The following is a 25,824-nucleotide window of genomic DNA, read 5'->3' as shown; positions in this document are numbered from 1 at the left end:
GAGCTGCCTTATCAAGCCGCCTTGGAAGGACGCGCCAGCGCGCGGCCGAACATCATGTCGGTGCGGATCGCCGTCACCTTGTCGCGATTGCGGATCAGCTCGAGATACCAGAGCGCATCGACGGTATCGCCGATCAGCACCGCGCCGGTAAGCCGGCCGTCGGCGATGACGAGCTTCTTGTAGGTGCCGCGCCTGCGGTCCGACAGCACCAGGCTCTCGCTGCCGTCCCCACCCATGAAGTCGCCGGCGGAGAAGACGCTGACGCCGGAGACCTTCAGATTGGTCGAGACCACGCTGCCCTGATAGGCGGCGGGACGTCCGGCGAGATGCCGCGCCAGCACGCGCGCCTGCTCGTAAGCGGGCTCGACCAGGCCGTAGCAGGTGCCGCGATGCTCGGCACATTCGCCGAGCGCGTAGATGTCGGGCGAGGCCGTCTGCATCTCGTCGTTGACGACGATGCCGCGGTTGACCGCGATTCCCGCCTCTTTGGCAAGCGCCACATTCGGCCTGATGCCGGCGGCGAAGATCACGGCATCCGCCTCGATGCGCGTGCCGTCGGCAAGCTCGACAGCTTCGACATGGCCCTCGCCGTGAATCCGGGCGGTGGATGCATTGAGCAGGATGCGGATGCCCTTGCGCTCGACCAGCGTCTTCAGCAGGTCGGCCGCCGGCAGATCGAGCTGGCGCTCCATCAGCCGGTCCATCAGGTGCAGCAGCGTCACCGGCGCGCCGGCTTTCGCAAGGCCATAGGCCGCCTCTAACCCGAGCAGGCCACCGCCGACCACGACGACGCGCTTCTTCGCCGCAGCGAGCGTCAGCAGCAGATCGACGTCGCGCGTGTCGCGAAAGGTGTGCACCCCCGTGAGATCGGCGCCCGGCACGTTGAGCCGCAGCGGCGTCGAGCCGGTGGCGAGCACGAGCTTGGAATATTCGACGCTCTCTTCACCTTCGATCTTGAGCTCGCGGCGGCCGGTGTCGATCTCGGTGACGCGATAGCCGTAGCGCACCGTGACGCCGCGATGGCGCCACCAATCGGCCGGTCTCAGCTCGATCTCATGCGAGCCGGTCTCGCCGGCCAGCACGGAGGAGAGCAGCACGCGATTGTAAGCGAGACGCGGCTCTTCGCCGATCACCGCGACCGCGTAGCGGCCGAGCGAGGTCTTGGCGAGCTCGTCGACCAGACGCGCGGCCGCCATACCGTTACCGACGATGACCAGCGGTTCACTCACAAGGCATCTCCTATTCGGCGGCCTGCGCCTGTGCGCCGTAGGCCTCGGAAATCATGTAGCCGGACAGCACGCCATAGGTGTCGGTCCAGGCCGTGGCGAGTTCGGGCGTCCAGGCTTCGCCGAGCCCCTTTTCCAGGGTCCACAGCAAGGTCGCGCCGACCACCGGATAGTGCTCAGCCTTGGCGCCATAGGCGACGTGACGCTTGGCGAGCGCCGAGGCCGCGGGAAGAATCGTCTCGAGGTTCGACAGGCCGCCGACGACGGCGGCGAGCATGCCCATCAGCTTCTTGCGCTGCTCGGTCATGTCCTCGGGAAACATCGCGCGCACGGACGGCGCCACCTCGAACAGGCGATCGTAGAACAACACAGAGGCTGCCTCTGAAATCGGCGCGACCTTGGAAAAGCTCTGCTGGACGAGGGTAATCTGTTCGGGCGTCATGATGTTCTCCTGTCTGTTTCGGTCTGCCTTTGTCCGCGCCGTTGCGAACAAGGTTCATGGGTCAAACGTCATCAGAGAGTCTTCTCCCCGCGTACGGGGAGAAGCGACATTCGTGCCAAGTGTCACACACGTGCTTCGGCCAGGCTTGACGCGCCCTCACCCTGCGGGCTGCGACGCAGGTAGAACCACCAGGTCAGTCCGAGGCAGGACGCATAGAAAGCGAGATAGATCGCGAGCGCGAGCGACGGACCGCCGGTCATGGCGATCGACTTGCCGAAACCGGTCGGGATCAGATAGCCGCCGACCGCGCCGATCGCGCCGATGAAGCCGACCGCCGCACCGCTCTCGATGCTCGCCGTCTTCAGCGCGAGCGCGCGCGCCGCATCGCCCTTGCCGCGCACCCTGAACAGGTTCTGCTCGCGGAAGATCGAGGGGATCATGCGGTAGGTCGAGCCGTTGCCGATGCCCGTCGTCACGAACAGGATCAGGAACATCGACAGGAAGCCGATGAAATCCTTGTGCCCGACGAAGTAGAGCACGCCGACGGTGGCGCCCGCCATCGCGATGAAATTCCAGAAGGTGAGGATCGAGCCGCCGATCTTGTCGGCGAGCAAGCCGCCGAGCGGTCGCGACAGCGAACCGACCAGCGGCCCGAGGAACGCGATCGAGATCGAGATCGCCGGAAACTGGGTCTTGATCAGCAGCGGGAACGCCGCGGAGTAGCCGATAAAGGATCCGAACGTTCCGATATAGAGATACGCCATGATCCAGGTGTGCTTGCGCTTGACCACGGCAAGCTGGTTCTTGATCGACGACTTGGCCGTGGTCAGGTTGTTCATGAAGAACACCGCACCGAACACCGCGATCGCGATCGGCAGCACCCACATCAGGCCGGCGTTCTGAAGAAAGATGCCGTCGACAGGGCTTGCCTGAAACAGGTTGATGACGGCGAGAGTCATCAGGATCGGGGTCAGCAGTTGCACGCTGGAGACGCCGATATTGCCGCCGGCCGCGTTCAGCCCCAGCGCCCACCCCTTCATCCGGTCAGGGAAGAAGAAGGAGATGTTGGTCATGCTGGAGGCGAAATTGCCGCCACCGAGACCCGCAGTCGATGCGATCAGCAGCATCAGCCAGAACGGCGTGTCCGGCTGGCTGACGAAATAGGCGAGCGACAGCGTCGGGATGAACAGGACAGCCGCGCTGAAAATGGTCCAGTTGCGGCCGCCGAAGGTCGTGACCGCGAACGTATACGGGAAGCGCATCAATGCGCCGATCAGCCCTGGCACCGCCACGAGCTGGAACAGCTGGTCGGTGGTGTAGTGGAAACCCGCCTGCGGCAGCTTGGTGGTGACGATGCTCCAGATCAGCCAGACGGAGAAGCCGATATGCTCGGCCACGATCGACCAGATCAGGTTGCGCCGGGCGATCACTTTGCCGCCCGCATTCCAGAACGCCTCGTCTTCGGGGCGCCAATCAGAAATCCACGTCGGATTTCGAGTCGGATTCGTCGTCATTGATAATCCCTTCTAGGCTCACCGCTGCGTCGTTGCAGGCTCAGCCTCCACGCGGAGGCGCGCGCCGAGGCCATGCCCCGGTGGCGAGTTCACGATGCTGATTGATGATGTTGAGGGACGTCGTCGTTGGCGTCGGAAAAGGTATTTCAATTTCCGTGCCAATTGCGCGCGTTCGGGAAATACAGGGAATTCAGGGGCTTGTTCGCATTGCCCGAAATTGTTCCAGGTGTATTTCGCTCGCAAATTTTGCGATTCGCTCAATCCTTGTGCGGCGCACAAGGATTGAGCGAGGTGTCGATTATTTAGGCGCGCGGATCTTCCGCGTTAAACCTTCGTTTACGCGGCCTCGACGAAGCGATGACGCTCGTAGAGGAATTCGAGCACGCGATGCCGGCACTTCAAATAAGTGGAGTTGGTCGCGAGATCGAGCCGCTTGCGGGGACGTGCGAGCGGCACCTCCAGCACCTCGCCGATGCGCGCGCTCGGCCCGTTCGTCATCATGACGATGCGATCGGATAGCAGCACCGCCTCGTCGACGTCGTGGGTGATCATCAAAATGGTGTTGCCGAGCTTCTGATGCAGCGCCATCACCGAGTCCTGCAGATGCGCGCGGGTCAGCGCGTCGAGCGCGCCGAACGGCTCGTCGAGCAGCAGGACCTTCGGCTCCATCGCCAGCGCACGGGCGATGCCGACGCGCTGCTTCATGCCGCCGGAGATTTCCGAGGGGCGCTTGTCCCTGGCGTGGGCCATCTGCACCAGGTTGAGATTGTGCATGACCCAGGCGTCGCGTTCGGCGCGGGTCTTGGTCCTGGCGAAGACCTTGTCGACGCCGAGCTTGACGTTCTCGTAGACGGTCAGCCACGGCAGCAGGCTGTGGTTCTGGAACACCACGGCGCGATCGGGACCCGGCGAGTTGACCTCGCGGTTCTCGAGCAGCACGCCGCCGGTGGTGGCGCCGGTCAGGCCTGCGATGATGTTGAGCAGGGTCGACTTGCCGCAGCCGGAATGGCCGATGATCGAGACGTATTCGCCCTTCTCGATCGTCAGGTTGATGTCCTTCAGCACCTCCGTGGTGGCGGCGCCGCGGGTAAAGACCTTGTCGATATGGTCGAGCTTCAGATAGGCGGTCATGTACCCTTCTCCCTCAGTTCTGCGCCGTGCCGCGGGTGACGATCTTGCCGACGCCCGCGATCAGGCGGTCGAGCACGAAGCCGACGATGCCGACATAGAACAGCGCCAGGATGATCTCGCTGATATGCGAGGAATTCCAGGCGTCCCAGATGAAGAAGCCGATGCCGACGCCGCCGATCAGCATTTCAGCTGCGATGATGGCGAGCCAGGACAGGCCGATGCCGATGCGCAGGCCGGTGAAGATGTAGGGCGCCGCCGCCGGGATCATGATCTTGCCGAAGAACTCGAGCGGGTTGAGCTGCACCACCGCGGCGACGTTGCGGTAGTCCTGCGGGATGTTGCGGATACCGACCGCGGTGTTGATGATGATCGGCCAGATCGAAGTGATGAAGATGACGAAGATCGCCGATGGCTGGCCGTCTCGGAACGCCGCGAGCGACAGCGGCAGCCAGGCCAGCGGCGGGATGGTGCGCAGCACCTGGAACAGCGGATCGAGCCCGCGCATCGCCCAGACCGACTGCCCGACCAGCACGCCGAGCGCGATGCCGGCGATGGCAGAGAGCGAGTAGCCGAGCGCGACGCGCTGGAGGCTTGCGGAGAGATGCCAGAACAGGCCCTTGTCGATGCCACCATGATCGAAAAACGGATCGAAGATCAGCTCCTTGGTGTCCTTGAACACCTTTGACGGCGGCGGTAGCGCCGAGCCGGCGCGGCGGCACACCAGCTCCCACACCAGCGTCAGCAGCGCGATCACGACCAGCGGCGGAATCACGCGCACGGCGGTCTCCCTGGCGATGCGGGCGTAAGTCTCGGCGCGCGGCGGACGCTTGAGCGTCATCGCGACGACCGGCGCGGCAGCGATTGCTGCAGGCGTCGCGGTCTCAACCTCAATCTTCGTGGCAGGCATGTTCATTGAAAATCCCTCTCCGGCTTCAAAGGACGACGCGGCCGCCTGCCGGCGGCCGCGGGCTCCATCAGACTTCGACGCGCTTGATCGCGAGCGACTTCAGATAGGCAGCCGGATTTTCGGGATCGAACACCTTGCCGTCGAAGAAGGTCTCCTTGCCGCGCGAGGTCGAGGCCGGGATATCGGCGGCCGCGACGCCCAGCGTCTTGGCCGCATCCTTCCAGAGGTCCTCGCGGTTCACCTTGGCAATCAGCGCCTTGGTGTCGAAGCCGGCTTCGTACTTGCCCCAGCGGATGTCCTCGGTGAGGAACCAGAGGTCGTGGCTTTGGAACGGATAGGACGCCTGGTCCTTCCAGAAGCGCATCTGCTGCGGCGAGTTGTCGACGACACGGCCGGTGCCGTAATCGAACTTGCCCTTCATGCGGTCGGTGATGTCCTCGACCGGGCAGTTGATCCACTGCCGCTTGGCGCAGATCACCGCGGCCTCTTCGCGGTTCTCGATCTTCTCCGCCCATTGCTGGGCTTCCATCACCGCCATCAGCAGCGCCTTCGCCGCCTTCGGATATTTGTCGACCCAGGCCGCGCGCATGCCGAACGACTTTTCGGGATGCTTGTCCCAGAGCTCGCCGGTGGTGATTGCGGTGTAGCCGATCTCCTGATGGATGAGCTGCAGGTTCCAGGGCTCGCAGACGCAGAAGCAATCCATGGTGCCAACCTTCATGTTGGCGACCATCTGCGGCGGCGGGACCACGATGGTCTCGATGTCCTTGTCGGGATCGATGCCGCCGGCGGCAAGCCAGTAACGGATCCAGAGATCATGCGTGCCGCCCGGGAAGGTCATCGCGGCCTTCACGGCCTTGCCGCCGGCCTTCTTCTTCTCCAGCGCCGTCTTGAAGGGCGCGGTGTCGATTCCGACCTTGAGGTCGGCATATTCCTTGGCGACCGAGATGCACTGACCGTTCAGGTTCAGGCGCGCCAGAATGTACATCGGCGTCGGCTGGTTGTTCTGCGTCACCTTGCCGGAGGAGATCAGGTACGGCATCGGGGTGAGGATATGCGCGCCGTCGATGCCGTTGCCTTCAGAGCCGAGCACGAGGTTGTCGCGCGTGGTGCCCCAGGAGGCCTGCTTCTGCACCTCGACGTCGGGCATGCCGTATTTGGCGAAGATGCCCTTCTCCTTGGCGACGAACAGCGGGGTTGCGTCGGTGAGCGCGATGAAGCCGAGCTTGGCGCCCTTGACCTCGGGGCCTGCATCCTGCGCGAAGGCGCCGGCGGGAAAATTCAGTTTGGCGGCGGCGAGAAGAGCAGCGGTGCTGCCGGCGGCCTTCAACAATTGACGGCGGCTCAGGCCCGAGGGCTGGCGGGTGCGCTTGGTCATAGGCAGTGTCGTCCTTTGCATCGTTGCAGAATTGATGGCGTCAGTGCGCGCGAGCGGCCCGTCCGTCCGTGACGCCAGAAAGAGGCGCGTGCGAACGCATGGCGGGGGAGACCCCCGTCTGGTGGCGTCGGCAAATCGGATGAGAAGTCTCGCGGGACGGCTTCAATGGCGTCGGCTTGAATGATTCAAGCTTCATGCCAAGCCCGCCACTCCGAAAAGCATCGAAAAATGAATGGGTTATTGATACCGCGCCAGACTGTCGCAGGCCTGCTGCGCACGCGGAACTTGCGGATTGCTCGTTCCTTGTGCGCCGCACAAATCTTGTGCAGCCGCCCAAGCAAAAGGCCGGGCGCTCGCAAAAGTCGGATCAACGCCGCAGCATCCGTTTGATATCGCTTACCTTTTCCAACCCTCCCACACGGCACGCAACTTGCATTTTCATTGACGTCAACGAAGACTGCGGCTTGCCGCATTGGTGCAGCCTCTGGCGGCTGCATCCCGGAAGCTCAACTGCTTCGCGGCCCTCCCGGCTCAGTCCTCGTGACGCGATTCCCAAGGCTTCCAGACCTTCCATAGCCCTCGTGCGCGGCAGAGCTGCCCGCACGGCCAATGATGTTCAGCTGCGCTCTCTCGGGCGTGTCGATCTCACTTACGAAGCAAAAGGAACCATTGATGTCGTATCTCGCGCCTTCGGAATTCGTCACCAAGATGGTGGATGCGGGCGAGTCCAAGATCTTCATGTCCACCCGGGATACTGCCATCCGCGCCTTCATGGCCGGCGCCATCCTCGCACTCGGCGCATGGTTCGCCATCACCATCAACGTGAACACGGGCCAGCCGCTGATTGGCGCGCTCCTGTTTCCGGTCGGCTTCATCATGCTGTACCTGCTCGGCTTCGATCTGCTTACCGGCGTGTTCGTGCTCTCGCCGCTCGCCCTGATCGACAAGCGTCCCGGCGTCACGCTTGGCGGCGTGCTGCGCAACTGGGGCCTGGTCTTCGTCGGCAATTTCGCCGGTGCCTTCACCGTCGCCTTCATGATGGCCTTCGTAACGACGTTCGGCTTCACGCAAGACCCCGACAAGGTCGGAGCGGCCATTGGAAACATCGGCGAAGGCCGTACGCTCGGCTATGCCGCGCACGGCGCGACCGGCATGGCGACGCTGTTCATGCGCGGCATGCTGTGCAACTGGATGGTCTCGACCGGCGTCGTCGGCGCCATGATCTCGACCTCGGTCCCCGGCAAGGTCATCGCGATGTGGATGCCCATCATGTTGTTCTTCTACATGGTGTTCGAGCATTCCGTCGTGAACATGTTCCTGTTCCCGTCGGGCCTGATGCTCCATGCCAAATTCTCGATCATGGACTATCTGATCTGGAACGAGATCCCGACCGTACTCGGCAACCTCGTCGGCGGCCTCGCCTTCACCGGCATGACCCTCTACGCCACCCACGTCATGACCAAGCCGAAGCGCCAGGCCGGCAAGGCTGCGCCGACCCGCGTCGCGGCTTGATACGTCTCGACAGAGGAGCCTCGCCCGACCAGGGTGAGGCTCCCTTCGCCTGGTGATGACGATGACCCGCGGACTCCTGATTTCGATCGGCCAGCACTCCGACAAGGGGCGCAAGCCCGTCAACCAGGATTTTCACGGCGTCCTGATTCCGGAAGAGCCGCTGCTCAGCCTGAAGGGCATCGCGGCCGTTCTCGCCGACGGCATTTCCAGCAGCACAGTGAGCCAGATCGCCAGCGAGTCGGCGGTCAAGAGCTTCCTGATGGACTATTACTGCACGTCGGAATCCTGGACGGTGAAGACCTCCGCCCGGCGCGTGCTGGACGCGACCAATTCCTGGCTGCACGCGCAGACGCGCAAGAGCCAATATGCCTATGACCGCGACAAGGGCTATGTCTGCACCCTGACCGCCATGGTCATCAAGGCGACCACCGCGCACATCTTCCACGTCGGCGACTGTCGCGTCTACCGCGTCGCCGGGAAGGCGCTCGAGCAGCTGACCGACGATCACCGCATCATCGTGTCGTCGGAGCAGACCTATCTCGGCCGTGCGCTCGGCATCAATCCTCAGCTCGAGATCGACTACCAGGCGTTCGAGATCGAGGCCGGCGACACCTTTATCCTCGCAACCGACGGTGCCTATGAATTCGTCGATCAGCGTTTCATCACCAGCGCACTCGGCGAGCACGCAGCCGAGCTCGACGGCGCGGCAAAGGCGATCGTCGAGGAAGCCTACCGGCGCGGCAGCGACGACAACATCACCGTCCAGATCCTGCGCATCGACGCGGTGCCGCAGCGCGAGCCGGCCGGTATCTTCAATCAGACGTCACAGCTGCCGCTTCCGCCGCTGCCGGAGCCGCGAGCGGTCTTCGACGGCTACAGGATTATCCGGGAAATCCACGGCAGCAGCCGCAGTCATATCTATCTCGCCGTCGATATGGAGACCGAGGCGCCGGTCGCGCTCAAGCTGCCGTCGATCGATTTGCGCGACAACGCCGCCTATCTCAAGCGCTTCCTGATGGAGGAGTGGATCGCGCGCAGGATCGACAGCCCGCACGTGCTGAAGCCGCTGTCACAGTCGCGACGGCGCAGCTACCTCTACGTCGCGACCGAATTCGTCGAAGGGCAGACGTTGAAGCAGTGGATGACCGACAATCCGCGCCCGGATCTCGAAACCGTCCGTCGGCTGGTCGAGCAGATCGCCGCGGGGCTGCGCGCCTTCCACCGCATGGAAATGCTGCATCAGGACCTCAGGCCCGATAACATCATGATCGACAAGACCGGCACCGCGAAGATCATCGACTTCGGGTCGGTCAGGGTCGCGGGCGTCGCGGAGGCGGCGCCGCGAGACGAGGCCGACGACATCCTGGGAACGGTCCAGTACACGGCGCCGGAGTATTTTCTTGGGCAAGGCGGCTCGCCGCGCTCCGACATGTTTTCGCTGGCCGTGATCTGCTACCAGATGCTGACGGGAAAGCTTCCCTATGGCACCCAGATCGCCAGGATCCGGCGCAAGGCGGACGCGCGGAGACTTCAGTATCGTCCGGCCGACGACGACCGCAACGTGCCGGCCTGGGTCGACGGCGCGCTCAGGCGCGCGCTCCATCCCGATCCCTACAATCGGCACGAGGATCTGTCCGAATTCGTCTTCGAGCTTCGCACGCCTAATTCGGCCTATCTCGACACACGGATCACGCCGCTCCTGGAGCGCAGCCCGCTGATGTTCTGGAAGCTGACCACGGCAGCGCTTGCTTGCGCGGTTGTCGTGCTGCTGGCGCTGCTGCACGGGCGATAGGGCGCAGAAGGGCGCAGACGTCCACTTCTAGCGGCCAAGTGGAACCATTATCGTTCGTCAGAGCATTGCCGCTGGTGACCCATATGCGACATCGGCCAAATAGCCCAAACATCGCGCGACTAGCTGGGTTTAAAGGTTGATTGCGGCTAGACGTTTTTGCGCTCGACTATGCCGTCGCGACGGCGTTGAATCCGCGACGCGGGCCCTTTTGTTTCAAGGAGGGAGGACCGAAAAGTGAAGACAACGATCATCGCACTTTGTGCCGCCGCTCTCATCGCCGCCGCACCAGCAGCGCTTGCGCAGGGTGTACCAGGCAAAGCACTTGGTCTGCAGCATAAGATCTCCAAGAGACATCACCCGGGCGTCTCCGGCTACGCTCCGCTGCATGAGCCGCAAACAATGGGATCGAAGAAGGGCTATCCGGGAGCTTTCGGTTACGCGCCTAATGAACCCAGTCGTTTGGACAGAAATCTCGAAGCGTCCAGACAAGCTGGTGGTGGCGGCGGCGGTGGCGGAGGGAGTGGCATGTGAACCCACGCGCTGCACGGACAGGCGGTATCCGTCCTGCTTGATCGGGACGCTCCGGGGGCGTTAAGGCCGGCTCGCCTCGCGTCTCCTCACGCCGGCTCCTCCGCCTTCACCCCCAGCGGCTTCGGCGCCATGCCGCCGCCGGGCTTGAGGTGGAATTCGTAGGTCATCAAATGCCACTGCCCGTTCGCCTTGAGGCCATCAGGCATCGCGGGATCGTTGCGCGGCTCGACCTTGGCGACGAGGTCGTCCTTGACCCCGAACACCACGTCGGAATCGAGATATTTGTCGCCGTCCATGAAGACGTGGGTGATCAGCGGCTCGTAGCCCTTGGCATTGACCAGGAAGTGCACATGCGCGGGGCGCATCGGATGGCGCTTGGTCTGCATGATCATCTCGCCGACAGGGCCATCGGTCGGAATAGGATAGCTGCACGGCAAAATGGTGCGGAAGAAGAAGCGGCCGTCGCTGTCGGTGATGAAGCGCGCCCGCGCCGAGGCGCCGACCTCGTCGTAGTTCGGTTTCTGTGAATCGTAGAAGCCGTCATCGTCGGCATGCCAGACGTCGACGGGAACGCCCGCGAGCGGCTTGCCCTTGAGGTCGGTGACGCGGCTCTGCACGAACATCCGCTCGCCGGTCTGATTGTTCGGCGAGATGTCGGTACCGTGCGCCGTCACCTTGTGCTCGCCGACATAGAACGGGCCGAGCACCGTGGTCTGGGTGGCGCCCTCGCGATCCCTGTGGTTGACCGCGTCGACCAGCATGGAGACCCCGAGCACGTCGGAGAGCAGGATGAACTCCTGCCTTGTGTCGGTGCATTTGTGGCCGGTGCGGGTCAGGAAATCGATGGCGTATTCCCATTCCTCGAAGGTGAGACCGGTCTTGCTCACGTAATCGTGCAGCGACTTCACCAATTCCTGGAGCAGGAATTTTGCCCGCGGATCAGGCGTATTGTCGAAGCTCTTGACGACGGCTTCGGTGAGTTCGGTCTCGTTGAACTGGGTCATGGTGCGTTTGCCCTGAGTTTTCTCGTTGGCCCGGATGGGCTCCTTGGAGGCGTTCCAGGGTGCAGCCTACACCAGCAGGCCCGGCCGCGTTAAGCGCAACCGGCTTGGAATGGGGCCTGCATTTCGCTATCAACTTTCCGACAAAACGCCCGGAGGAACTGATGCTCGCCCCTACCCCCGCCTCGCCCGAATCCGTCGGCATGTCGAAGGCTGCGCTCGACCGCGTCGATGCGCATCTGAAGAGCCGCTACATCGATGCCGGCCGCTTCCCGGGCACGCACCTGCTGGTCTACCGCCGCGGCAAGGTCGCCCACAGCTCGGTGCAGGGCTTTGCCGACGTCGAGCGCAAGGTGCCGGTCAAGGACGACACCATCTACCGCATCTATTCCATGACCAAGCCGCTCACCAGCGTCGCCTTCATGATGCTGGTCGAGCAAGGCCTCGTCGCGATCGACGAGCCCGTCGCCAAATACATTCCGGAATGGAAGGATCTCGGCGTGTTCGTCGCCGGCACCGCGCCGGCCTTCCTGACCCGGCCGCCGTCCCGGCCGATGCTGATCGTCGACCTGCTGCGGCACACCGCCGGCCTCACCTACGGCTTCCAGCAGCGTTCCAACGTCGATGCCGCCTATCGCACCGAAAAGATCGGCGAGGTCGAGAAAGCCGGCACGCTGCAGAGCATGATCGAGGCGCTGGCGAAAATTCCGCTGGAGTTCTCGCCGGGCGAATCCTGGAACTACTCGGTCGCGACCGACGTGATCGGCTATCTCGTCGGCAAGATCTCCGGGATTCCCTTCGAGCAGTTCCTTAAAACGCGCATCCTCGATCCGCTCGGCATGACCGACACTGATTTTCACGTGCCGGCCTCCAAGGCGCATCGCTTCGCCGCCTGCTATTCCGCCGATCCCGGTGGCGGCATGACCTTCCATGCCGGCCAGCGCCGCGAGGGCCTGACGCTCCAGGACGACCCGACCAAGAGCTCGTTCTTGTCCCCGCCCTCGTTCATCTCGGGCGGCGGCGGACTCTGCTCGACGGTCGCCGACTATCTCACCTTCTGCCGTGCGCTGCTCAATGGCGGCGAGCTGGGCGGCGTCCGCCTGCTCGGGCCGAAAACGCTGGCGCTGATGACGAGCAACCACATTCCGGGCGGACGCGCGCTGCCGGAAGTGTCGCGTTCGCTGTTCTCGGAAGCCACCTATAACGGCATCGGCTTCGGCCTCGGCTTCGCCGTGACCATGCGGCCGGCGGAGACGCTGATCGCCGGCAGCCCGGGTGAATATAATTGGGGCGGCGCGGCCACGACCTCGTTCTGGATCGACCCGGCCGAGGAGCTGATCGCCATCTTCATGACGCAGGTGCTGCCGTCGAGCGCCTATCCGCTCCGGCGCGAACTGCGCAGCATGGTCTATGCCGCGATCACCGAGAGCAATCTCTGATCTGCGTCTCAACGAAAACGGGCCCTCGCGATCGATCGCGAGGGCCCGTCATTGCTAGTGCATATGGCCGATCAGATAAATGCCGCCGCTGATCACCAGAACGGCGGGCACGGCCCACAAAATCAGAACGGGCATCGCGTCATTCTCCTCAGTTGGACGTGCAGACCTTGACGGTCTTCATGCCGCTTTCGGCCTCGGTGCGCGACTTGTAGATCGTGCCCGACGGGCTGACGACGGTCATGGATGTCTCGGTCGGCTTCTTGTCGACAACCGTGCACTTCTTCGTCTTGACGTCCTGCACGACATAGAACTCGTCGGCCGCGAACGCCGGCAGGGAAAATGCAGCAATCATCAAGGCTGCAGTCGCAAGCTTCATCTTCATTATCTTCTCCTCCAGTTGCCGGGCATTTCAGTCCGGTCGATCCGCTAACGGGAAAAAGTCGCAATTTGTTCCTGACGTCGGGGAACGGCGCCCGCGGCGGGATGTTGGTGCAGCGCTTATTCCTGTGAGGAGAACAAGATGAAGAAGCTGTTCCTGCTATCCGCCGCGGCCGTCCTGATTTCGACCGGCGCTTTCGCGCAATCCACCGTGGTGACCACCACCGGAACCGGTCACGCGGCAACGGTTCAGATCGAGCCGCAATACCGGACCAGGATCAGATCCTACGTCACCGAGCACCGCGTCCGTCCGGTCACGACGCAGGAAAAGATCATCGTCGGCGCGACGGTGCCGAGCGACGTCGAGCTAGAGGCCGTCCCGGCGGACTGGGGTCCGTCACTAACGAAGTATCGCTACGTCTACTCCGGCGAACGCGTGATGCTGGTGGATCCCGGCTCGCGCACAGTCGTTCAGGAAATCGATTGATCAGGATTGACCAGCGCGGCCGCCTTCCAAGGCGGTCGCTTCCCCTGGAGCTCACGATGACATCTCACCGAGAGGCCGGATCGCCGGGCTCAGTCTGGCAGCGGTCTATGCCATGTGTCTGCTGCTGACCGCGATCGGCATGACTTGACGCGCGGACGCCCGCGACCGCGCTGCAAAATCCCTCTCTCACGTGCCCGCCGGACGCGAAAATCGTGGCGCGGTGGAAGTCTCACCCGTATGGTCTCCCCAAAATCATAATCCGGCGCCGCTGCGCTGGAACCGGGACGCCCGCGCTTGTCAAAGCTCACTCTGCCGGTCCGGCTCGCTCTTCTGGTCACGGGAACGATGTTGCCGCTGATCGTCTTTGCGGTCGGTATTGCCTATTCCAACTACCGCCAGGACCGCAGCGACGCGACACGACGCGTGCTGGAGACGGTGCGAAGCATGCGCCTCGTGCTCGATTCCGAAGTGCAGCGAATGACCGGCGGCTTGCAGGTGCTGGCGCTCAGCAACGCCCTGCAAAGCGGCGACTTCGACGACTTCCGCCGGCTGGCAACCGGGTTCATCAGCCAATATGGCGAGGACAGCGTCCTGCTGGTGGCGGATGGGAGCGGGCACCAGCTGTTTTCGACCGTCACGCGTGAAACGACAAACCTGCCGCCCCGCAACAATCGCGAGATCGTCGAGCGGGTATTTGCGAGCAAGTCGCCGCAATATTCCGACCTGTTCACCGGCTCGACCAAGAACCGGCCGATCGTGACCGTCGAGGTTCCCGTGCTGCGCAACGATGAGGTCGTCTACGCGCTCTCCTTCAGCCCGCCGATCGCGACATTCCAGAAACTGGTCGAGCAGCAGCGGCCGAACGATCAGTGGACGGTGTCGCTGCTGGACACCAAGGGTCGCGTGTTCGCGCGCGCGCCCAATCCGGCCGAGACGTTCGGCAAGCAGGCCTCCGGCGCACTGAACGATGCGATGGCCCGAGCGCCGGAGGCGACCCTCTCCAGCGTTTCTCTCGACGGCGTCGCGCTGTCCTCGGCCTATACGAGGTCGCGGCTGACCGGCTGGACGGTCGTGGCCGGTGTCGCCGAGAGCTCGCTGATCGCCCCGCTCTGGCGCGACATCGCGATCACCAGCCTGATCGGCGGCATCCTGCTGCTGACCGGCCTGACCTTCGCGGTGCGGATGGCGACCACGATCGCGCGCGGCGAGATGCTGCACAATCTGCTGATCGAGGAGCTCAACCATCGCGTCAAGAACACGCTGGCCTTGATGCAGGCGATCGCGGTGCAGACCTTCCGAAGTTCAAGCCGGGACGAGCGGACCAAGTTCGAGGGACGGCTCGGTGCGCTCGCCGAGGCGCATAATCTCCTGAGCCAGGAGAAATGGGCAGGATCGGAGCTGAGGGATGTGATCGCGCGCGTGCTCCAGCCGTTCCTGCTGAGCAATCCCGATCGCATCCGCATGGCCGGCCCCGCCGTACCGCTGTCGCCGCGGCTCGCCGTGGTGCTGTCGATGATCGTGCACGAGATCGCCACCAACGCCGCGAAATACGGCGCGCTGTCGAACGAGACCGGCCGGGTCACGCTGGACTGGGAGGTCATCGCCGACACGCCGAAGTCGCGGCTGCGGCTGATCTGGAGCGAGATCGGCGGACCGCCGGTGACGGAGCCGGTGCAGCGCGGTTTCGGCTCGCGCCTGATCGAGCGCAGCGCGCGCGACCAGCTCGGCGGCGAGGCAACCGTCGACTTCCTGCCGCACGGCGTCGTCTGCACGGTGATGTGCGTGCTGGACGAGGCGCGGTGAACGGATTGAAGGAACATCGGCGATGAAGATCACCAAGGTGCGCACGCACATCCTCGAAGCAAAGCTCTCGCAGCCCTTCGCCTATTCGCGCGCCTGGTACGACACGCGCACCGCGATGCTGGTCGAGATCGAGACGGATGACGGCCTGACCGGCTGGGGCGAATGCTACGGGCCGGCGCGGATGACGGCGGCGGTGGTGCAGAGCATCGCGCCCTGGCTGATCGGCGAGGATCCACTGCGCACCGACGTGCTGTGGCAAATGGTCTACGCCCGCTTGCGCGATCACGGCCAGAAGGGCGTCGTGATCCAGGGCCTGAGCGGCATCGACATCGCGTTGTGGGACATCAGGGGCAAGCATTTCGGCGTGCCCGCGCATCAGCTTCTCGGCGGTGCGGCGCGCAAGGACATTGCGGCCTATGCGACCGGGCTGTACCGGCGCAAATCAGGCGATCCGCTCAAATACCTGCCGGAGGAAGCGGCCGGTTATGCCGCGGAGGGTTTCCGCGCAGTGAAGCTGAAGGTCGGCTTCGGCATTGCCGAGGATGCCGCGGTCACGCGCGCGGTGCGCGAGGCGATCGGCCCTGATGTCGCGCTGATGGTCGATGCGAACCACGCCTTTGACGCAGTGGCGGCGATCCGGCTCGGCCGCATGATCGAACGCTACGACATCGGCTGGTTCGAGGAGCCGGTGCCGCCGGAGGACGTCGCGGGATATCGTGCGGTGCGCTCCGCGCTGACGATTCCCATCGCCGGCGGCGAGTGCGAGTTCACGCGCTTCGGCTTCCGCGCCCTGTTCGCATCGCATGCGCTGGACATCGCCCAGCCCGACACCTGCGCGGCAGGTGGCCTCTCCGAATGCAAGAAGATCGCCGACATGAGCGAGGCGTTCGGCATCCGCTACAATCCGCATGTCTGGGGCACCGGGATTGCGATCGCGGCCTCGCTGCAACTTCTCGCCGTGCTGCCTTTGCACACGCCGACCTCGCTTGCGCCGATCGAGCCGATGCTGGAATTCGACCGCACCGAACATCCGATCCGGCAGACGATCCTGAAGGAGCCGATCGAGCACACGAAGGGTGTCGTGCGCGTTCCCGACGGACCGGGACTGGGCATCGAGATTGATCGTGAGGCGCTCGCGCGCTTCGCGGTGAGTCAAGGCGTGTAGTCAAAAATCGCCGTGGTCCCGGATATAGCGAGAGGTCCCGATGAATGATGTGTCTGGAGCATCGCAAGGATGACAAGTCCCGAGCTCGTTATTTTCGATTCGGACGGCGTTCTGGTCGATAGTGAAATCATTGCGCTGACCGTCTTGGTCCGAACGGCATCTGAGGAGGGCATCGCGATCAGCCTGGAAGACGCCATACGTTCTTTCCGAGGGGTAAAGATGGCGGATTGCGTGCGCGAAATCGAGCACCGGTTAGGCCGCAGCGTCCGAGACACATTCATCGCCGACATTCGACGAGCCACCGCACTGGCGTTTGACGCCGAACTGAAGCCTGTCGAAGGAATCCATGCGGCGTTGGCTGAGATTGCCGTTCCGGTTTGCGTGGCGTCTAACGGACCCATGTCGAAGCTCACGCATGCACTCGGATTGACGAAACTGCTGGAGCGCTTCGAAGGACGCATCTTTAGCGCGTACGAGGTGGGTTCGTGGAAGCCGGACCCCGGCCTGTTTCTGCATGCGGCGCAAACGCTGGGCGCTCACCCCTCACGCTGCGTCGTCGTTGAGGACTCGTTGTCCGGAATTCGCGCAGCAAAGGCCGCGGGCATGAGAGTCCTCGGTTTTACCGGGGGTGATTCCGGAGTTGAGCGAGAGCTGGCAGCCGTCTGCGACGAGGTCTTTCATCGTATGAGCGAGCTTCCGGTGTTGTTGCGGATGGAATGATCCGCTCTGTTCCGGGCCTCGCCGTTCCGCTCACCCTACCCGATTGTCTGCAGCGCCGGAAACGTCTCCAGCAGCCAGATGCTGACATTCGAGACCGCACCGGTGAGGAAGCCGATGCCGGTGATCACCATCAGGACGCCCATGGCGCGCTCGACATTGACGAGCTGGCCCTTCATGCGCGCGAACAGTTTCGAGAACTGCTCGATCATCAGGGCGGCGATCAGGAAGGGAATGCCGAGGCCGGCCGAATAGACTGCGAGCAGGCCCGCCCCCTTCGTCATCGTCGCCTCCGCCGCGGCGATCGAGAGGATCGCGGCAAGGATCGGGCCGATGCACGGCGTCCAGCCGAAGGCAAAAGCGAGGCCCATCACATAGGCGCCCCAGAGACCGACGGGCTTAGGCGCGGTCAGGCGCCCCTCGCGCATCAACAGGCCGATCCGGGTCAGTCCCAGGAAATGCAGGCCCATGATGATGATGACGATGCCGGCGAGGATCGACAGCTCGGCCGACCAGGCACGGATCAGCCCGCCGATCAGCGAGGCGCTGGCGCCGAGCGCCACGAACACCGTGGAGAAACCGAGCACGAACAAGAGCGCCGACATCATGATGGCGCGCTTGGACGCCGAGGCCGGCTCCTCGTTCTCGACATGCTCGATCGTGGCGCCCGTGAGATAGATCAGATAGGGCGGAACCAGGGGCAGAACGCAGGGAGAGAGGAAGCTGACGAGGCCGGCAATCAGGGCCGCCGGGATCGAGACATTTTGCATGATGCAGTCGGAGCCATCTCAGGCTCTTTGGCCGCGCGCCGGGAATGCGCGCGGGCGGGAGCCGAACCGGCTCTGGTGTAGCCGATGCCGGGGAATGCGCACAACAGAGGCGCACGAAACCAGGCTCCTCCCGATGCCGTCTGCGATCACAGATGCGGCATCGGGACGCGCACAAACCTCGCCAAAAAGCGAGACTCGGCGGCGCGGCTACTTCACCACGCGGAGCAGCGGACGCCGGGGCTGGTCCTGCGTCTGCTTGGAGGGGGGCTGCGGTTCGCTTCCAGCGCTCCGCAGCATTTCGTCGCACAGCGCCTTGAGATCGGCACTGTCAATTCCTTTGAGCTTCATCCGCACGTCGAGGATGACGATAGACAGCAGCTCGGCCGACTCGCGGTTATTGCTCTCGTTGAGAACCTTGCGGCACCCCTCAAGCGTTTCCAGCACCGACTGCAACTGTTCGTCTGAATGCGACACCGGCGTTCTTTCCGTTAGTTCGGCCTGCGAGACGTGTTTGTGGAAATCCCCTCGGCCCCCATGGGATACCGAGAATAACACGAGGCGCCGACGCCTCCGAACATGATTTCAGTATGATTTTGCCTGGAAACCGTGGTTCCAGCGAACATCAACCCGCTGCGCGGGACGCCATTATCGTGGTGGCCGGGAGTCGAACGTGCGGCGCTGTATGATCGATCCATTCCGCACGGCGACAGCTCGCGCGCGAGGACTTCCGTGACGGAAAGCGCCGACAATCCTGCAGCCATTTCAGGGCTCGCAACGGAACTCACGCCACACCCCTCATTCGAACGGTGGTCCGTCCGATTCGATTTTCAGCCTTGGTAGCACTCGGATACCACCCGCGAGGCGGTAACGATGGCGTTCAAAAGTCGCCGTACCCCAACCCGCAGTGGTTGTGGTTTGCGCCCAATTCTGCCAGTTTAGCAACCCGAAGGGACTTGTATGCACTCCTTGGCGGAAAGGGGCGTTCCACTGGAGGAACGCCCAAAGATCAACATCAGCGGCCTCTCCGATTGGGATGCGGCCCGCATATTCTTGGAAGTCGTTCGATGCGGCAGTTTTCGCTCGGCGTCTGAACGTCTGTCGCTGTCGATCAACGCCGTTCGCCGCCGGATTGATGATTTCGAGCGCCAGACCGGCACCACCCTGTTCACCCGCGACGTCCACGGCACGCATCTGACCGATGAAGGTGCACTGGTGGTCTCCGCCGTCGAGCGCATGGAGGCGGCGGCCTTCGACGTGCTGCGCACCAGCGATTCGACGGCCAACGCCCTGTCCGGAGAAGTTCGCGTGGCCGTCACCGAGGGTCTCGGGACATTCTGGCTCGCCCCGCGGCTGGTCGAATTCCAGCAGGCCTATCCGAAGATCCTGGTCGACCTGCATTGCGCGATGCGCTCGGCCGACGTCTCGCGTCACGAGGCCGACGTCGCCATCCATCTGTCGCGTCCCTCCGCGCTCGACGTCAAGCTGGTGCGGCTCGGCCGCATGCACCTGATGTTCTGGGCTTCGGAAAAATACCTTGAGAAACACGGCACGCCGCGCTCGGCGCTCGAATTGATCAAGCACCGCCTGGTGTTGCAATTCGCCGACCAGCTTGCCGCCAAGGAGACCTTCGAGAGCTTCTTCCCAGGCGTTCCGGAACGTGACCTTCTGGTCATGAAGACCAACGTCTCGAGCGCCAATTATTGGGCGGTCGCGAATGGCGCCGGCATCGGCGTATTCCCGAGCTACGCCATTGCGCTTGGCGGGAAGTTGATTCCACTGGAGGTCGAGCTGAACAGGCCGCTGGATATCTGGTTGTCTTACCACCCTGGTAGCGGCCGGATTCCACGCGTTCGGCACATGATTGACTGGCTGATCGAAGCTTTCAATCCGGCGCGATTCCCGTGGTTTAAGGAAGAGTTCGTGCATCCGCATGAATTCAAGGACGTGTATATGGGCGAACCCCTGACCCAGCTCTTCGGGGGATTTTCAACCGAAGAACAAAGGTGAGAGTATGAAAACAGCGGCGAAAAGGATGAAGCAGCGCAGTGCCGGCAAGCCGGACATTGAGCTTGGCAAGCGGATCCGTCTGCGGCGCGTCGAGATGAAGATCTCGCAGGCCGAACTCGGTGAGAAGCTCGGCGTGAGCTTCCAGCAGGTCCAGAAATACGAGAAGGGCGTCAATCGCGTCGGCGCGGCTCGGCTTCAGCAGATCGCCACCGCCCTCGATGTGCCCGTGACCTTCTTCTATGACGGCGACAACAAGGCGCGCGAAGTCGAGAGCCTGCTGTTCCTCGATTCGGCCTTCAGCCTCCGCCTGCTGCGCGCCTACAGCAAGATCAAGGACCAGACGGTCCAGCGTCAGCTCGTCTCGCTGATGGAATCGATCGCAGCGAACGAGGCCTGAGCCGACCGGGCTCTGGCCTTTACGGCCGATGTTCAATCCGCCGCGTCACGGGGGCGCGGCCGGATTGAACGAGACCCAGTCCGCGCGCTCGCGCGCGGCTCTCTTTTCGGGGCGGCCAAGCCGCCCTTTTTTTGCGGATTTCTTGCTGCGGGTTTCCTGCAATTTGCCCGCCATTCGTCGCGGATTTCGCGAACCCATCCCGCCCCTGGCGCGACCCAATCGAGACGCCCCGCCTCAAGCGCGCGGGCTTTCGACAGCCGTGCTTAATGGGACCTCAACTCCGGGGCTCTAGCTTCCCGCCGATTTTTGCGAATCGGCGCACGCGGCGCGGTGAGCAGGAATGGCCAATGCGAGCGCCCGTCCGGGCCTCGTCCTCGTGGGGAAATGGGACACATGTCGAAACGCCATGCGATGATCGTTGCCGTCGGCGTGCTCGCGAGCGCTTCCGCGCTGGCGCAAACCGAAACCAGGGGACAGGCAGGCCCCAGGCCGGCAGCGGCGGCCGGTACGGTGCCGGCAGCGGCGAACCCGGCCCATGCCGCCGCGCCGAAGGCTGCCGCGCCCGCTTCGACGGCGGAGAGCCGCTCCGCCGCGGCGCTCGCGCTGACGCACGAGCCAACTTATGACGAGGGCTCGGCCCAGCGCATCAAGGATGCCGCGCTCAGCTACTCCGATCTTGCCGTGCGCGGCGGCTGGCCGACGATCCCGGCGGATGCCAAATTCGGGGCCGGCGTCCAGGGCGCCAATGACGATCTCTTGCGCAAGCGACTAATCCTCTCCGGCGATCTCGCTGCCGACAAGACGAGCGGCGCCTTCGACCAGGATCTCGCCGACGCCGTGAAACGCTTCCAGGCCCGTCATGGCTTGGCGCCGACCGGCACCATGACGCCGCGCACGATCGCAGCGATGAACGTCTCCGTGCAGAAGCGCATCCGGCAGCTGGAGGCTTCGCTGCAGCGGCTCGAGAACATGAATTTCGACTTCGGCCAGCGCTATGTCGTGGTCAACATTCCCGCCGCCTTTGCCGAAGCGGTCGAGAACGATGTGGTGGTGCGGCGCTATCGCGTCATCGTCGGCAAGACCGAAAAGCCCTCGCCGACGCTGACGGCCCAGATCACCAGCGTCGTGCTCAATCCGACCTGGACGGTGCCGTCCTCGATCGCCAAGACCGAGATCTCGGCGCATATGCGCAAGGATCCGACCTATCTGTCGCGCATGCACATGGAGGTGCTCGACGCCCACGACAATCCAATTGATCCGCACGCGGTCGACTGGTCGGGCACGCACACGCCGAACTTCACCGTGCGCCAGCACAACGGCACCTTCAACGCGCTCGGCGCGGTAAAGATCGACATGCCGAACGCCTATTCGGTCTATATGCACGACACCAACCAGCGCAACCTGTTCAGCGACGACTACCGCTTCGATTCCCACGGCTGCTCGCGCGTCGACAATGTGCGCGATCTCGCCGCCTGGCTGCTAAAGGACCAGCCGAAATGGAGCCGCGCCGCGATCGATGCGGAGATTGCGAGCGGTCAGCACCTCGAGGTCGCCATGGCGAAGAAGGTGCCGGTGGCCTGGATCTACTTCACGGCATGGATGACCAAGGACCAGACCGTCCAGTTCCGCAACGACGTCTATAATCAGGACGAGCAGTTGCTGGAGGCCACCGCCGAAGAGGCGGCGTTCTTCAGCAATGCCGGCAGCCACCCCCTGACCGCGCACATGCACGTAATGCAGTAGAGCATGATCCGGACCCGGAGGGCCGCGTCAGCGCAAAGCGTGCAGCGGTTTTCCGAAAAGCTCATGCTCAAGGAATAACCGCTTCTCGCGCCATGCAATCGCGGCACAGGCGGATGCAAACCCGCGTCCCTCGTCGCGGTTGACCCGGGCCGCGCCCCGGCCGCACATTGCGCCCGGCCTACGACAAGCGAGCGCGCAATGCCTGACATGTCCAGCACGACCGAAACACCCCTTGCCGACGGCAGGATCCTCAAGCAGGTCGTCGACGGCGTCGGCGTGATCACCTTCAACAATCCCGACAAGCGCAACGCGATGTCGCTGGAGATGTGGGAGGGATTTGGCGAGGCGCTGACGAGCCTGCGCGATGACGAGACGGTGCGCGTCGTGATCCTGCGCGGCGCCGGCGGCAAGGCATTCGTCTCCGGTGCCGACATCAGCCAGTTCGAGAAGTCCCGCCACAACGCGGCGGCGTCCGAGGAATATGCCAAGCGCAGCGCCGCCCAGCGCGCGCTGCTCGCCGACTATCCCAAGCCGACCATCGCCTGCATCGAGGGCTTTTGCCTCGGCGGCGGCATGCAGGTCGCGATGCTCGCCGACATCCGCCTCGCCGCGCATGGCAGTCAGTTCGGCATTCCCGCGGCAAAACTCGGCATCGCCTACGGCTATGACGGCTTGAAGCATCTGGTGTCGCTGGTCGGTCCGTCCTGGGCACGGCTTCTGATGTACACGGGCATGCGGATCGATTCCGCCGAGGCGCTGCGCATTGGCCTCGTCGAGCGCTTGTTCCCGATCGACGAGTTGTGGGGAGAGACGATGACGATCGCGCAGACCATCTCAGAGAACGCCCCGCTCGCGATCAAGGCCGCCAAGATCACCATCGCGCAGGTGTTGAAGGACGAGAACCAGCGCGACCTGGAGGCGATCAAGGCGATCGGTCACGCCTGCATGGACAGCGCGGATTTTCGCGAGGGCCGGCAAGCCTTCATGGAAAAGCGCAAGCCGCAGTTCCAGGGGAAGTAGTCTCCGTCATTGCGACGAGCCCTTGCGACGAAGCAATCCAGAATCTCTCCGCGGAGGGACCCTGGATTGCTTCGTTGCGCTCGCAATGACGAAGCGGAGAGAAGCAAGGAACGCAGCGCCTACAGCGCCGCCAGCACCGCCTTGGTGATGTCAGCCGTGCCGTTGCTGCCACCGAACTCCATCGGGTTGATGCCGCCGGCGTAGATCTGATCGACCGCACGCTCGATCTGCTCGCCGGCCTCCGCCGCGCTCTCGACGCCGTGCTTGTCGGCGAGCCAGTCCAGCATCATCGCCGCCGACAGGATCATGCCGGTGGGATTGGCCTTGCCCTGCCCCATGATATCGGGTGCGGTGCCGTGGCACGGCTGGAACACGGCGTATTTATCGCCGATGTCGGCCGATGGCGCCATGCCGAGGCCACCGATCAGGCTCGCGGTGATGTCGGAGACGATGTCGCCGAACATGTTCTCCATCACCATCACATCGAAATCCCAAGGACGCTTCACCAGCATCGCCGAGCAGGCATCGACATAGAGCCGGTCGGTCTTCACGTTCGGATGCTTCTTTTCGATCTCGTCGAAGATACCGCGGAAGAACGCAAAGGCCTTGAACACGTTCGCCTTGTCGACGCAAGTCAGCATCCCCGGCTTGCCGCGCGCCTTGCGGCGCTCGGCGAGGCGAAACGAGAACTCGAACAGGCGTTCGGAAGTCTTGCGCGTGATCACCATGGTCTCGCGGGCATCCTCATGGGTGACAACGCCCTTGCCCATCGAGGCGAACAAGCCTTCGGTGGATTCGCGGATCACGACGAGATCGATGCCGCGCTGGTCGGCGCCGACGATCGGGCTGGGCACGCCCGGAATGAGCCGCGCCGGGCGCACGCCGGCATAGAGATCGAAGATGAACCGCAGCTCGATCTGTGGCGCGATCTCGGTGTTGTCAGGGTAGCGCACCGACGGCAGGCCACAGGCGCCGAGCAGGATCGCGTCGGCCTCCTCGCAGAGCTTGATGGTGGTATCCGGCATCGACTTGCCGGTCGCGAGATAGTTGTTGGCGCCGGCGGGCGCCTCGGTGAAGCGGAAGCTCAGGCCGGACTTCGCCTCGATCTTGCGCAGGACTTCGATGGCCGGCGCCATGACTTCGGGACCGATGCCGTCACCGGCGAGCACGGCTATGTGGAAGGCGTTGTTTGCGGACATGGGGCTTCTCTGCGTGAAGAAAGGTGTGGCTCGTCATTGCGAGGAACGAAGCGACGAAGCAATCCAGACTGTGTCCGCGGAGGGATTTCTGGATTGCTTCGCTTCCGCCTTCGCTCTTCGAGCTACGGCGGACAAGTCGCTCGCAATGACGACGGAGAGAGTGAGACTACGGCGTCAGCACCGTGCGCCCGACCACGGCGCCCTGCTGCAATTGCACCAGTGCGTCATTGGCCTTGTTGAGCGGCTGGCGCGTCACCGGGATCGGAGGTACGTTTCTCGCGCGGACGAGATCGAGCAGCTCCTGCGTCTCGCGCAGATTGCCGACATAGCTGCCCTGGATCGTCACCGCCTTGATCGGGATCAGCGGCAGCGCCCAGGTCGCGCCGCCGCCGAACAGGCCGACGATGACGAGCTTGCCGCCCTTGGTCAGGCAGTCGAAACCGAGTTGCGTCGTCGCGGCATTGCCGACGAGATCAATCACAGCGCGGATCGGCCCGCCCGCCTTTTTGGCAAGCTGCTCCAGCGCATCCGGCGCCTTGGGATCGACGGTCGCGAGCGCGCCGGCCTTTTCCGCGGCCTCGCGCTTCCTGGCGTCGATGTCGACCATGATCGCGCCCTTGCCGCCCATTGCCTTCAGCAGCGACAGCGCCATCAGGCCGAGACCGCCGGCGCCGAACATCACGATCGGCGTGTCAAAATGCTGCTCGACCTTCTTCAGCGCGCTGTAGGTGGTGACGCCAGAGCAGGCATAGGGCGCTGCCGAGGCGGGATCGAGCCCCTTCAGGTTGAGCAGATAGCGGGGATGAGGCACCAGCATGTGGTCGGAGTAGCCGCCGTCGCAATAGACGCCGAGCGAGCGCGGCGTCAGGCACATGTTCTCGTCACCGGCCAGGCACGTGGCGCACTTGCCGCAGCCGATCCAGGGATAGACGAGGCCGACATCGCCGAGCCTGAGATCGCCCTGGTCGGTCGGCTTCACGTCGGGGCCGAAGGCTGCGATTTCGCCGACCGTCTCATGGCCCATGGTCAGCGGCAGATTGATGCCGCGATCCTTCAGCGACAGCGGCTTGCGACCGTGGCCGAGATCGTAGCCGCCTTCCCAGATGTGGAGGTCGCTGTGGCAGACGCCGGCGGCCTTCACCTTGATCAGCACCTGCGTGCCCGACGGCTGCGGCGTGGCCTCGTCGAACTCCTGCAGCGGCGCCTTGAAATCGGCAACCTTGAAACTCTTCATTGGAATCCTCCCGGCATGCTTGTCGTTCTCG

General features: G+C 63.7%; 25 protein-coding genes. 12 read left to right on the top strand and 13 right to left on the bottom strand.

What is annotated here, in order from left to right:
* Positions 1-11 precede the first annotated feature (11 nt).
* The 6 genes from OWC48_RS27575 to OWC48_RS27550 form a co-directional block, all read right to left on the bottom strand.
* Positions 12-1,229 (bottom strand): NAD(P)/FAD-dependent oxidoreductase, encoded by a 1,218-nt coding sequence (locus OWC48_RS27575; protein ID WP_167768250.1) that lies wholly within the window; start codon positions 1,227-1,229, stop codon positions 12-14.
* A 10-nt stretch (positions 1,230-1,239) separates the two neighbouring features.
* Positions 1,240-1,668 (bottom strand): globin family protein, encoded by a 429-nt coding sequence (locus OWC48_RS27570; RefSeq protein ID WP_282522794.1) that lies wholly within the window; start codon positions 1,666-1,668, stop codon positions 1,240-1,242.
* A 122-nt stretch (positions 1,669-1,790) separates the two neighbouring features.
* Positions 1,791-3,182, bottom strand: a complete 1,392-nt coding sequence (locus OWC48_RS27565) for an MFS transporter (protein WP_282522793.1) — start codon at positions 3,180-3,182, stop codon at positions 1,791-1,793.
* 336 nt (positions 3,183-3,518) lie between these two features.
* Positions 3,519-4,313, bottom strand: coding sequence for an ABC transporter ATP-binding protein (locus OWC48_RS27560; protein ID WP_282522792.1), 795 nt, complete (start codon positions 4,311-4,313; stop codon positions 3,519-3,521).
* 13 nt (positions 4,314-4,326) lie between these two features.
* The gene (ntrB, locus tag OWC48_RS27555) at positions 4,327-5,226 is read right to left on the bottom strand and encodes a nitrate ABC transporter permease (RefSeq protein ID WP_282522791.1); all 900 of its coding nucleotides are present in this window, start codon (positions 5,224-5,226) and stop codon (positions 4,327-4,329) included.
* A gap of 61 nt (positions 5,227-5,287) precedes the next feature.
* A complete protein-coding gene (locus tag OWC48_RS27550) occupies positions 5,288-6,598 on the bottom strand; it encodes a CmpA/NrtA family ABC transporter substrate-binding protein (RefSeq protein WP_282522790.1) in 1,311 nt (436 codons plus the stop codon).
* A gap of 672 nt (positions 6,599-7,270) precedes the next feature.
* On the opposite strand from OWC48_RS27550, the gene OWC48_RS27545 reads away from it, so the two are divergent.
* The 3 genes from OWC48_RS27545 (at position 7,271) to OWC48_RS27535 (ending at position 10,433) form a co-directional block, all read left to right on the top strand.
* Positions 7,271-8,110 (top strand): formate/nitrite transporter family protein, encoded by an 840-nt coding sequence (locus tag OWC48_RS27545; RefSeq protein WP_282522789.1) that lies wholly within the window; start codon positions 7,271-7,273, stop codon positions 8,108-8,110.
* Between the two features lie 55 nt (positions 8,111-8,165).
* Positions 8,166-9,902, top strand: a complete 1,737-nt coding sequence (locus OWC48_RS27540; protein ID WP_282522788.1) for a bifunctional protein-serine/threonine kinase/phosphatase — start codon at positions 8,166-8,168, stop codon at positions 9,900-9,902.
* A 234-nt stretch (positions 9,903-10,136) separates the two neighbouring features.
* Positions 10,137-10,433, top strand: a complete 297-nt coding sequence (locus OWC48_RS27535; RefSeq protein WP_282522787.1) for a hypothetical protein — start codon at positions 10,137-10,139, stop codon at positions 10,431-10,433.
* Positions 10,434-10,519: 86 nt separating this feature from the next.
* Here OWC48_RS27535 and OWC48_RS27530 read toward each other — a convergent pair whose 3' ends face one another.
* The gene (locus OWC48_RS27530; RefSeq protein ID WP_282522786.1) at positions 10,520-11,437 is read right to left on the bottom strand and encodes an intradiol ring-cleavage dioxygenase; all 918 of its coding nucleotides are present in this window, start codon (positions 11,435-11,437) and stop codon (positions 10,520-10,522) included.
* Between the two features lie 161 nt (positions 11,438-11,598).
* Between OWC48_RS27530 and OWC48_RS27525 the strand changes: the two genes are divergently transcribed.
* Positions 11,599-12,873 (top strand): serine hydrolase, encoded by a 1,275-nt coding sequence (locus OWC48_RS27525; RefSeq protein ID WP_282522785.1) that lies wholly within the window; start codon positions 11,599-11,601, stop codon positions 12,871-12,873.
* A gap of 148 nt (positions 12,874-13,021) precedes the next feature.
* Here OWC48_RS27525 and OWC48_RS27520 read toward each other — a convergent pair whose 3' ends face one another.
* Positions 13,022-13,255, bottom strand: coding sequence for a hypothetical protein (locus OWC48_RS27520; protein ID WP_282522784.1), 234 nt, complete (start codon positions 13,253-13,255; stop codon positions 13,022-13,024).
* 138 nt (positions 13,256-13,393) lie between these two features.
* Here OWC48_RS27520 and OWC48_RS27515 point away from each other — a divergent pair, with 138 nt between their 5' ends.
* The 4 genes from OWC48_RS27515 to OWC48_RS27500 all read left to right on the top strand — a co-directional run bounded on the left by OWC48_RS27515 (position 13,394) and on the right by OWC48_RS27500 (position 17,426).
* Complete coding sequence (locus tag OWC48_RS27515; RefSeq protein WP_282522783.1) at positions 13,394-13,738, top strand: DUF1236 domain-containing protein; 345 nt, start codon at positions 13,394-13,396, stop codon at positions 13,736-13,738.
* Between the two features lie 345 nt (positions 13,739-14,083).
* Entirely contained in the window at positions 14,084-15,541 is a 1,458-nt protein-coding gene (locus tag OWC48_RS27510; RefSeq protein WP_282522839.1) for a sensor histidine kinase, read from the top strand.
* 22 nt (positions 15,542-15,563) lie between these two features.
* On the top strand, positions 15,564-16,706 hold the full coding sequence (locus tag OWC48_RS27505; protein WP_282522782.1) for a mandelate racemase/muconate lactonizing enzyme family protein: 1,143 nt from the start codon (positions 15,564-15,566) through the stop codon (positions 16,704-16,706).
* 69 nt (positions 16,707-16,775) lie between these two features.
* Entirely contained in the window at positions 16,776-17,426 is a 651-nt protein-coding gene (locus OWC48_RS27500) for an HAD family hydrolase (RefSeq protein ID WP_282522781.1), read from the top strand.
* Positions 17,427-17,461: 35 nt separating this feature from the next.
* Here the strand turns inward: OWC48_RS27500 and OWC48_RS27495 are convergent, their stop codons facing one another.
* Together OWC48_RS27495 and OWC48_RS27490 are read right to left on the bottom strand one after the other, a co-directional pair.
* Entirely contained in the window at positions 17,462-18,193 is a 732-nt protein-coding gene (locus OWC48_RS27495) for a cytochrome c biogenesis CcdA family protein (RefSeq protein WP_282522780.1), read from the bottom strand.
* Positions 18,194-18,400: 207 nt separating this feature from the next.
* Positions 18,401-18,667, bottom strand: coding sequence for a hypothetical protein (locus tag OWC48_RS27490; RefSeq protein ID WP_282522779.1), 267 nt, complete (start codon positions 18,665-18,667; stop codon positions 18,401-18,403).
* Positions 18,668-19,150: 483 nt separating this feature from the next.
* Here OWC48_RS27490 and OWC48_RS27485 point away from each other — a divergent pair, with 483 nt between their 5' ends.
* The gene (locus tag OWC48_RS27485; protein ID WP_282522778.1) at positions 19,151-20,200 is read left to right on the top strand and encodes a LysR family transcriptional regulator; all 1,050 of its coding nucleotides are present in this window, start codon (positions 19,151-19,153) and stop codon (positions 20,198-20,200) included.
* A 25-nt stretch (positions 20,201-20,225) separates the two neighbouring features.
* The gene (locus OWC48_RS27480) at positions 20,226-20,597 is read left to right on the top strand and encodes a helix-turn-helix domain-containing protein (protein ID WP_014497036.1); all 372 of its coding nucleotides are present in this window, start codon (positions 20,226-20,228) and stop codon (positions 20,595-20,597) included.
* 45 nt (positions 20,598-20,642) lie between these two features.
* Here OWC48_RS27480 and OWC48_RS27475 read toward each other — a convergent pair whose 3' ends face one another.
* Entirely contained in the window at positions 20,643-20,771 is a 129-nt protein-coding gene (locus OWC48_RS27475; RefSeq protein ID WP_282522777.1) for a hypothetical protein, read from the bottom strand.
* Between the two features lie 219 nt (positions 20,772-20,990).
* On the opposite strand from OWC48_RS27475, the gene OWC48_RS27470 reads away from it, so the two are divergent.
* Together OWC48_RS27470 and OWC48_RS27465 are read left to right on the top strand one after the other, a co-directional pair.
* Positions 20,991-22,340, top strand: a complete 1,350-nt coding sequence (locus OWC48_RS27470; RefSeq protein WP_282522776.1) for a murein L,D-transpeptidase — start codon at positions 20,991-20,993, stop codon at positions 22,338-22,340.
* 198 nt (positions 22,341-22,538) lie between these two features.
* A complete protein-coding gene (locus OWC48_RS27465; RefSeq protein ID WP_282522775.1) occupies positions 22,539-23,360 on the top strand; it encodes an enoyl-CoA hydratase in 822 nt (273 codons plus the stop codon).
* Between the two features lie 119 nt (positions 23,361-23,479).
* On the opposite strand, the gene OWC48_RS27460 is transcribed toward OWC48_RS27465, so the two are convergent.
* Both OWC48_RS27460 and OWC48_RS27455 read right to left on the bottom strand, forming a co-directional pair.
* Positions 23,480-24,559, bottom strand: a complete 1,080-nt coding sequence (locus tag OWC48_RS27460) for an isocitrate/isopropylmalate dehydrogenase family protein (protein WP_282522774.1) — start codon at positions 24,557-24,559, stop codon at positions 23,480-23,482.
* A gap of 166 nt (positions 24,560-24,725) precedes the next feature.
* The gene (locus tag OWC48_RS27455) at positions 24,726-25,793 is read right to left on the bottom strand and encodes an alcohol dehydrogenase (protein WP_282522773.1); all 1,068 of its coding nucleotides are present in this window, start codon (positions 25,791-25,793) and stop codon (positions 24,726-24,728) included.
* Positions 25,794-25,824: the final 31 nt, after the last annotated feature.

Source organism: Bradyrhizobium sp. Arg816 (assembly GCF_029989365.1).
Taxonomy (GTDB): domain Bacteria; phylum Pseudomonadota; class Alphaproteobacteria; order Rhizobiales; family Xanthobacteraceae; genus Bradyrhizobium.
This window is presented reverse-complemented; position numbering and strand designations above follow the sequence as displayed.

Bases quoted from the DNA above. Each gene is read 5' to 3' on its own strand.
- OWC48_RS27570 (WP_282522794.1), bottom strand. From the start codon at position 1,668: ATGACGCCCGAACAGATTACCCTCGTCCAGCAGAGCTTTTCCAAGGTC.
- OWC48_RS27565 (WP_282522793.1), bottom strand. From the start codon at position 3,182: ATGACGACGAATCCGACTCGAAATCCGACGTGGATTTCTGATTGGCGC.
- OWC48_RS27560 (WP_282522792.1), bottom strand. From the start codon at position 4,313: ATGACCGCCTATCTGAAGCTCGACCATATCGACAAGGTCTTTACCCGC.
- ntrB (WP_282522791.1), bottom strand. From the start codon at position 5,226: ATGAACATGCCTGCCACGAAGATTGAGGTTGAGACCGCGACGCCTGCA.
- OWC48_RS27550 (WP_282522790.1), bottom strand. From the start codon at position 6,598: ATGACCAAGCGCACCCGCCAGCCCTCGGGCCTGAGCCGCCGTCAATTG.
- OWC48_RS27545 (WP_282522789.1), top strand. From the start codon at position 7,271: ATGTCGTATCTCGCGCCTTCGGAATTCGTCACCAAGATGGTGGATGCG.
- OWC48_RS27540 (WP_282522788.1), top strand. From the start codon at position 8,166: ATGACGATGACCCGCGGACTCCTGATTTCGATCGGCCAGCACTCCGAC.
- OWC48_RS27530 (WP_282522786.1), bottom strand. From the start codon at position 11,437: ATGACCCAGTTCAACGAGACCGAACTCACCGAAGCCGTCGTCAAGAGC.
- OWC48_RS27525 (WP_282522785.1), top strand. From the start codon at position 11,599: ATGCTCGCCCCTACCCCCGCCTCGCCCGAATCCGTCGGCATGTCGAAG.
- OWC48_RS27520 (WP_282522784.1), bottom strand. From the start codon at position 13,255: ATGAAGATGAAGCTTGCGACTGCAGCCTTGATGATTGCTGCATTTTCC.
- OWC48_RS27515 (WP_282522783.1), top strand. From the start codon at position 13,394: ATGAAGAAGCTGTTCCTGCTATCCGCCGCGGCCGTCCTGATTTCGACC.
- OWC48_RS27510 (WP_282522839.1), top strand. From the start codon at position 14,084: ATGTTGCCGCTGATCGTCTTTGCGGTCGGTATTGCCTATTCCAACTAC.
- OWC48_RS27505 (WP_282522782.1), top strand. From the start codon at position 15,564: ATGAAGATCACCAAGGTGCGCACGCACATCCTCGAAGCAAAGCTCTCG.
- OWC48_RS27500 (WP_282522781.1), top strand. From the start codon at position 16,776: ATGACAAGTCCCGAGCTCGTTATTTTCGATTCGGACGGCGTTCTGGTC.
- OWC48_RS27495 (WP_282522780.1), bottom strand. From the start codon at position 18,193: ATGCAAAATGTCTCGATCCCGGCGGCCCTGATTGCCGGCCTCGTCAGC.
- OWC48_RS27485 (WP_282522778.1), top strand. From the start codon at position 19,151: ATGCACTCCTTGGCGGAAAGGGGCGTTCCACTGGAGGAACGCCCAAAG.
- OWC48_RS27480 (WP_014497036.1), top strand. From the start codon at position 20,226: ATGAAGCAGCGCAGTGCCGGCAAGCCGGACATTGAGCTTGGCAAGCGG.
- OWC48_RS27475 (WP_282522777.1), bottom strand. From the start codon at position 20,771: ATGGCGGGCAAATTGCAGGAAACCCGCAGCAAGAAATCCGCAAAAAAA.
- OWC48_RS27470 (WP_282522776.1), top strand. From the start codon at position 20,991: ATGTCGAAACGCCATGCGATGATCGTTGCCGTCGGCGTGCTCGCGAGC.
- OWC48_RS27465 (WP_282522775.1), top strand. From the start codon at position 22,539: ATGCCTGACATGTCCAGCACGACCGAAACACCCCTTGCCGACGGCAGG.
- OWC48_RS27460 (WP_282522774.1), bottom strand. From the start codon at position 24,559: ATGTCCGCAAACAACGCCTTCCACATAGCCGTGCTCGCCGGTGACGGC.
- OWC48_RS27455 (WP_282522773.1), bottom strand. From the start codon at position 25,793: ATGAAGAGTTTCAAGGTTGCCGATTTCAAGGCGCCGCTGCAGGAGTTC.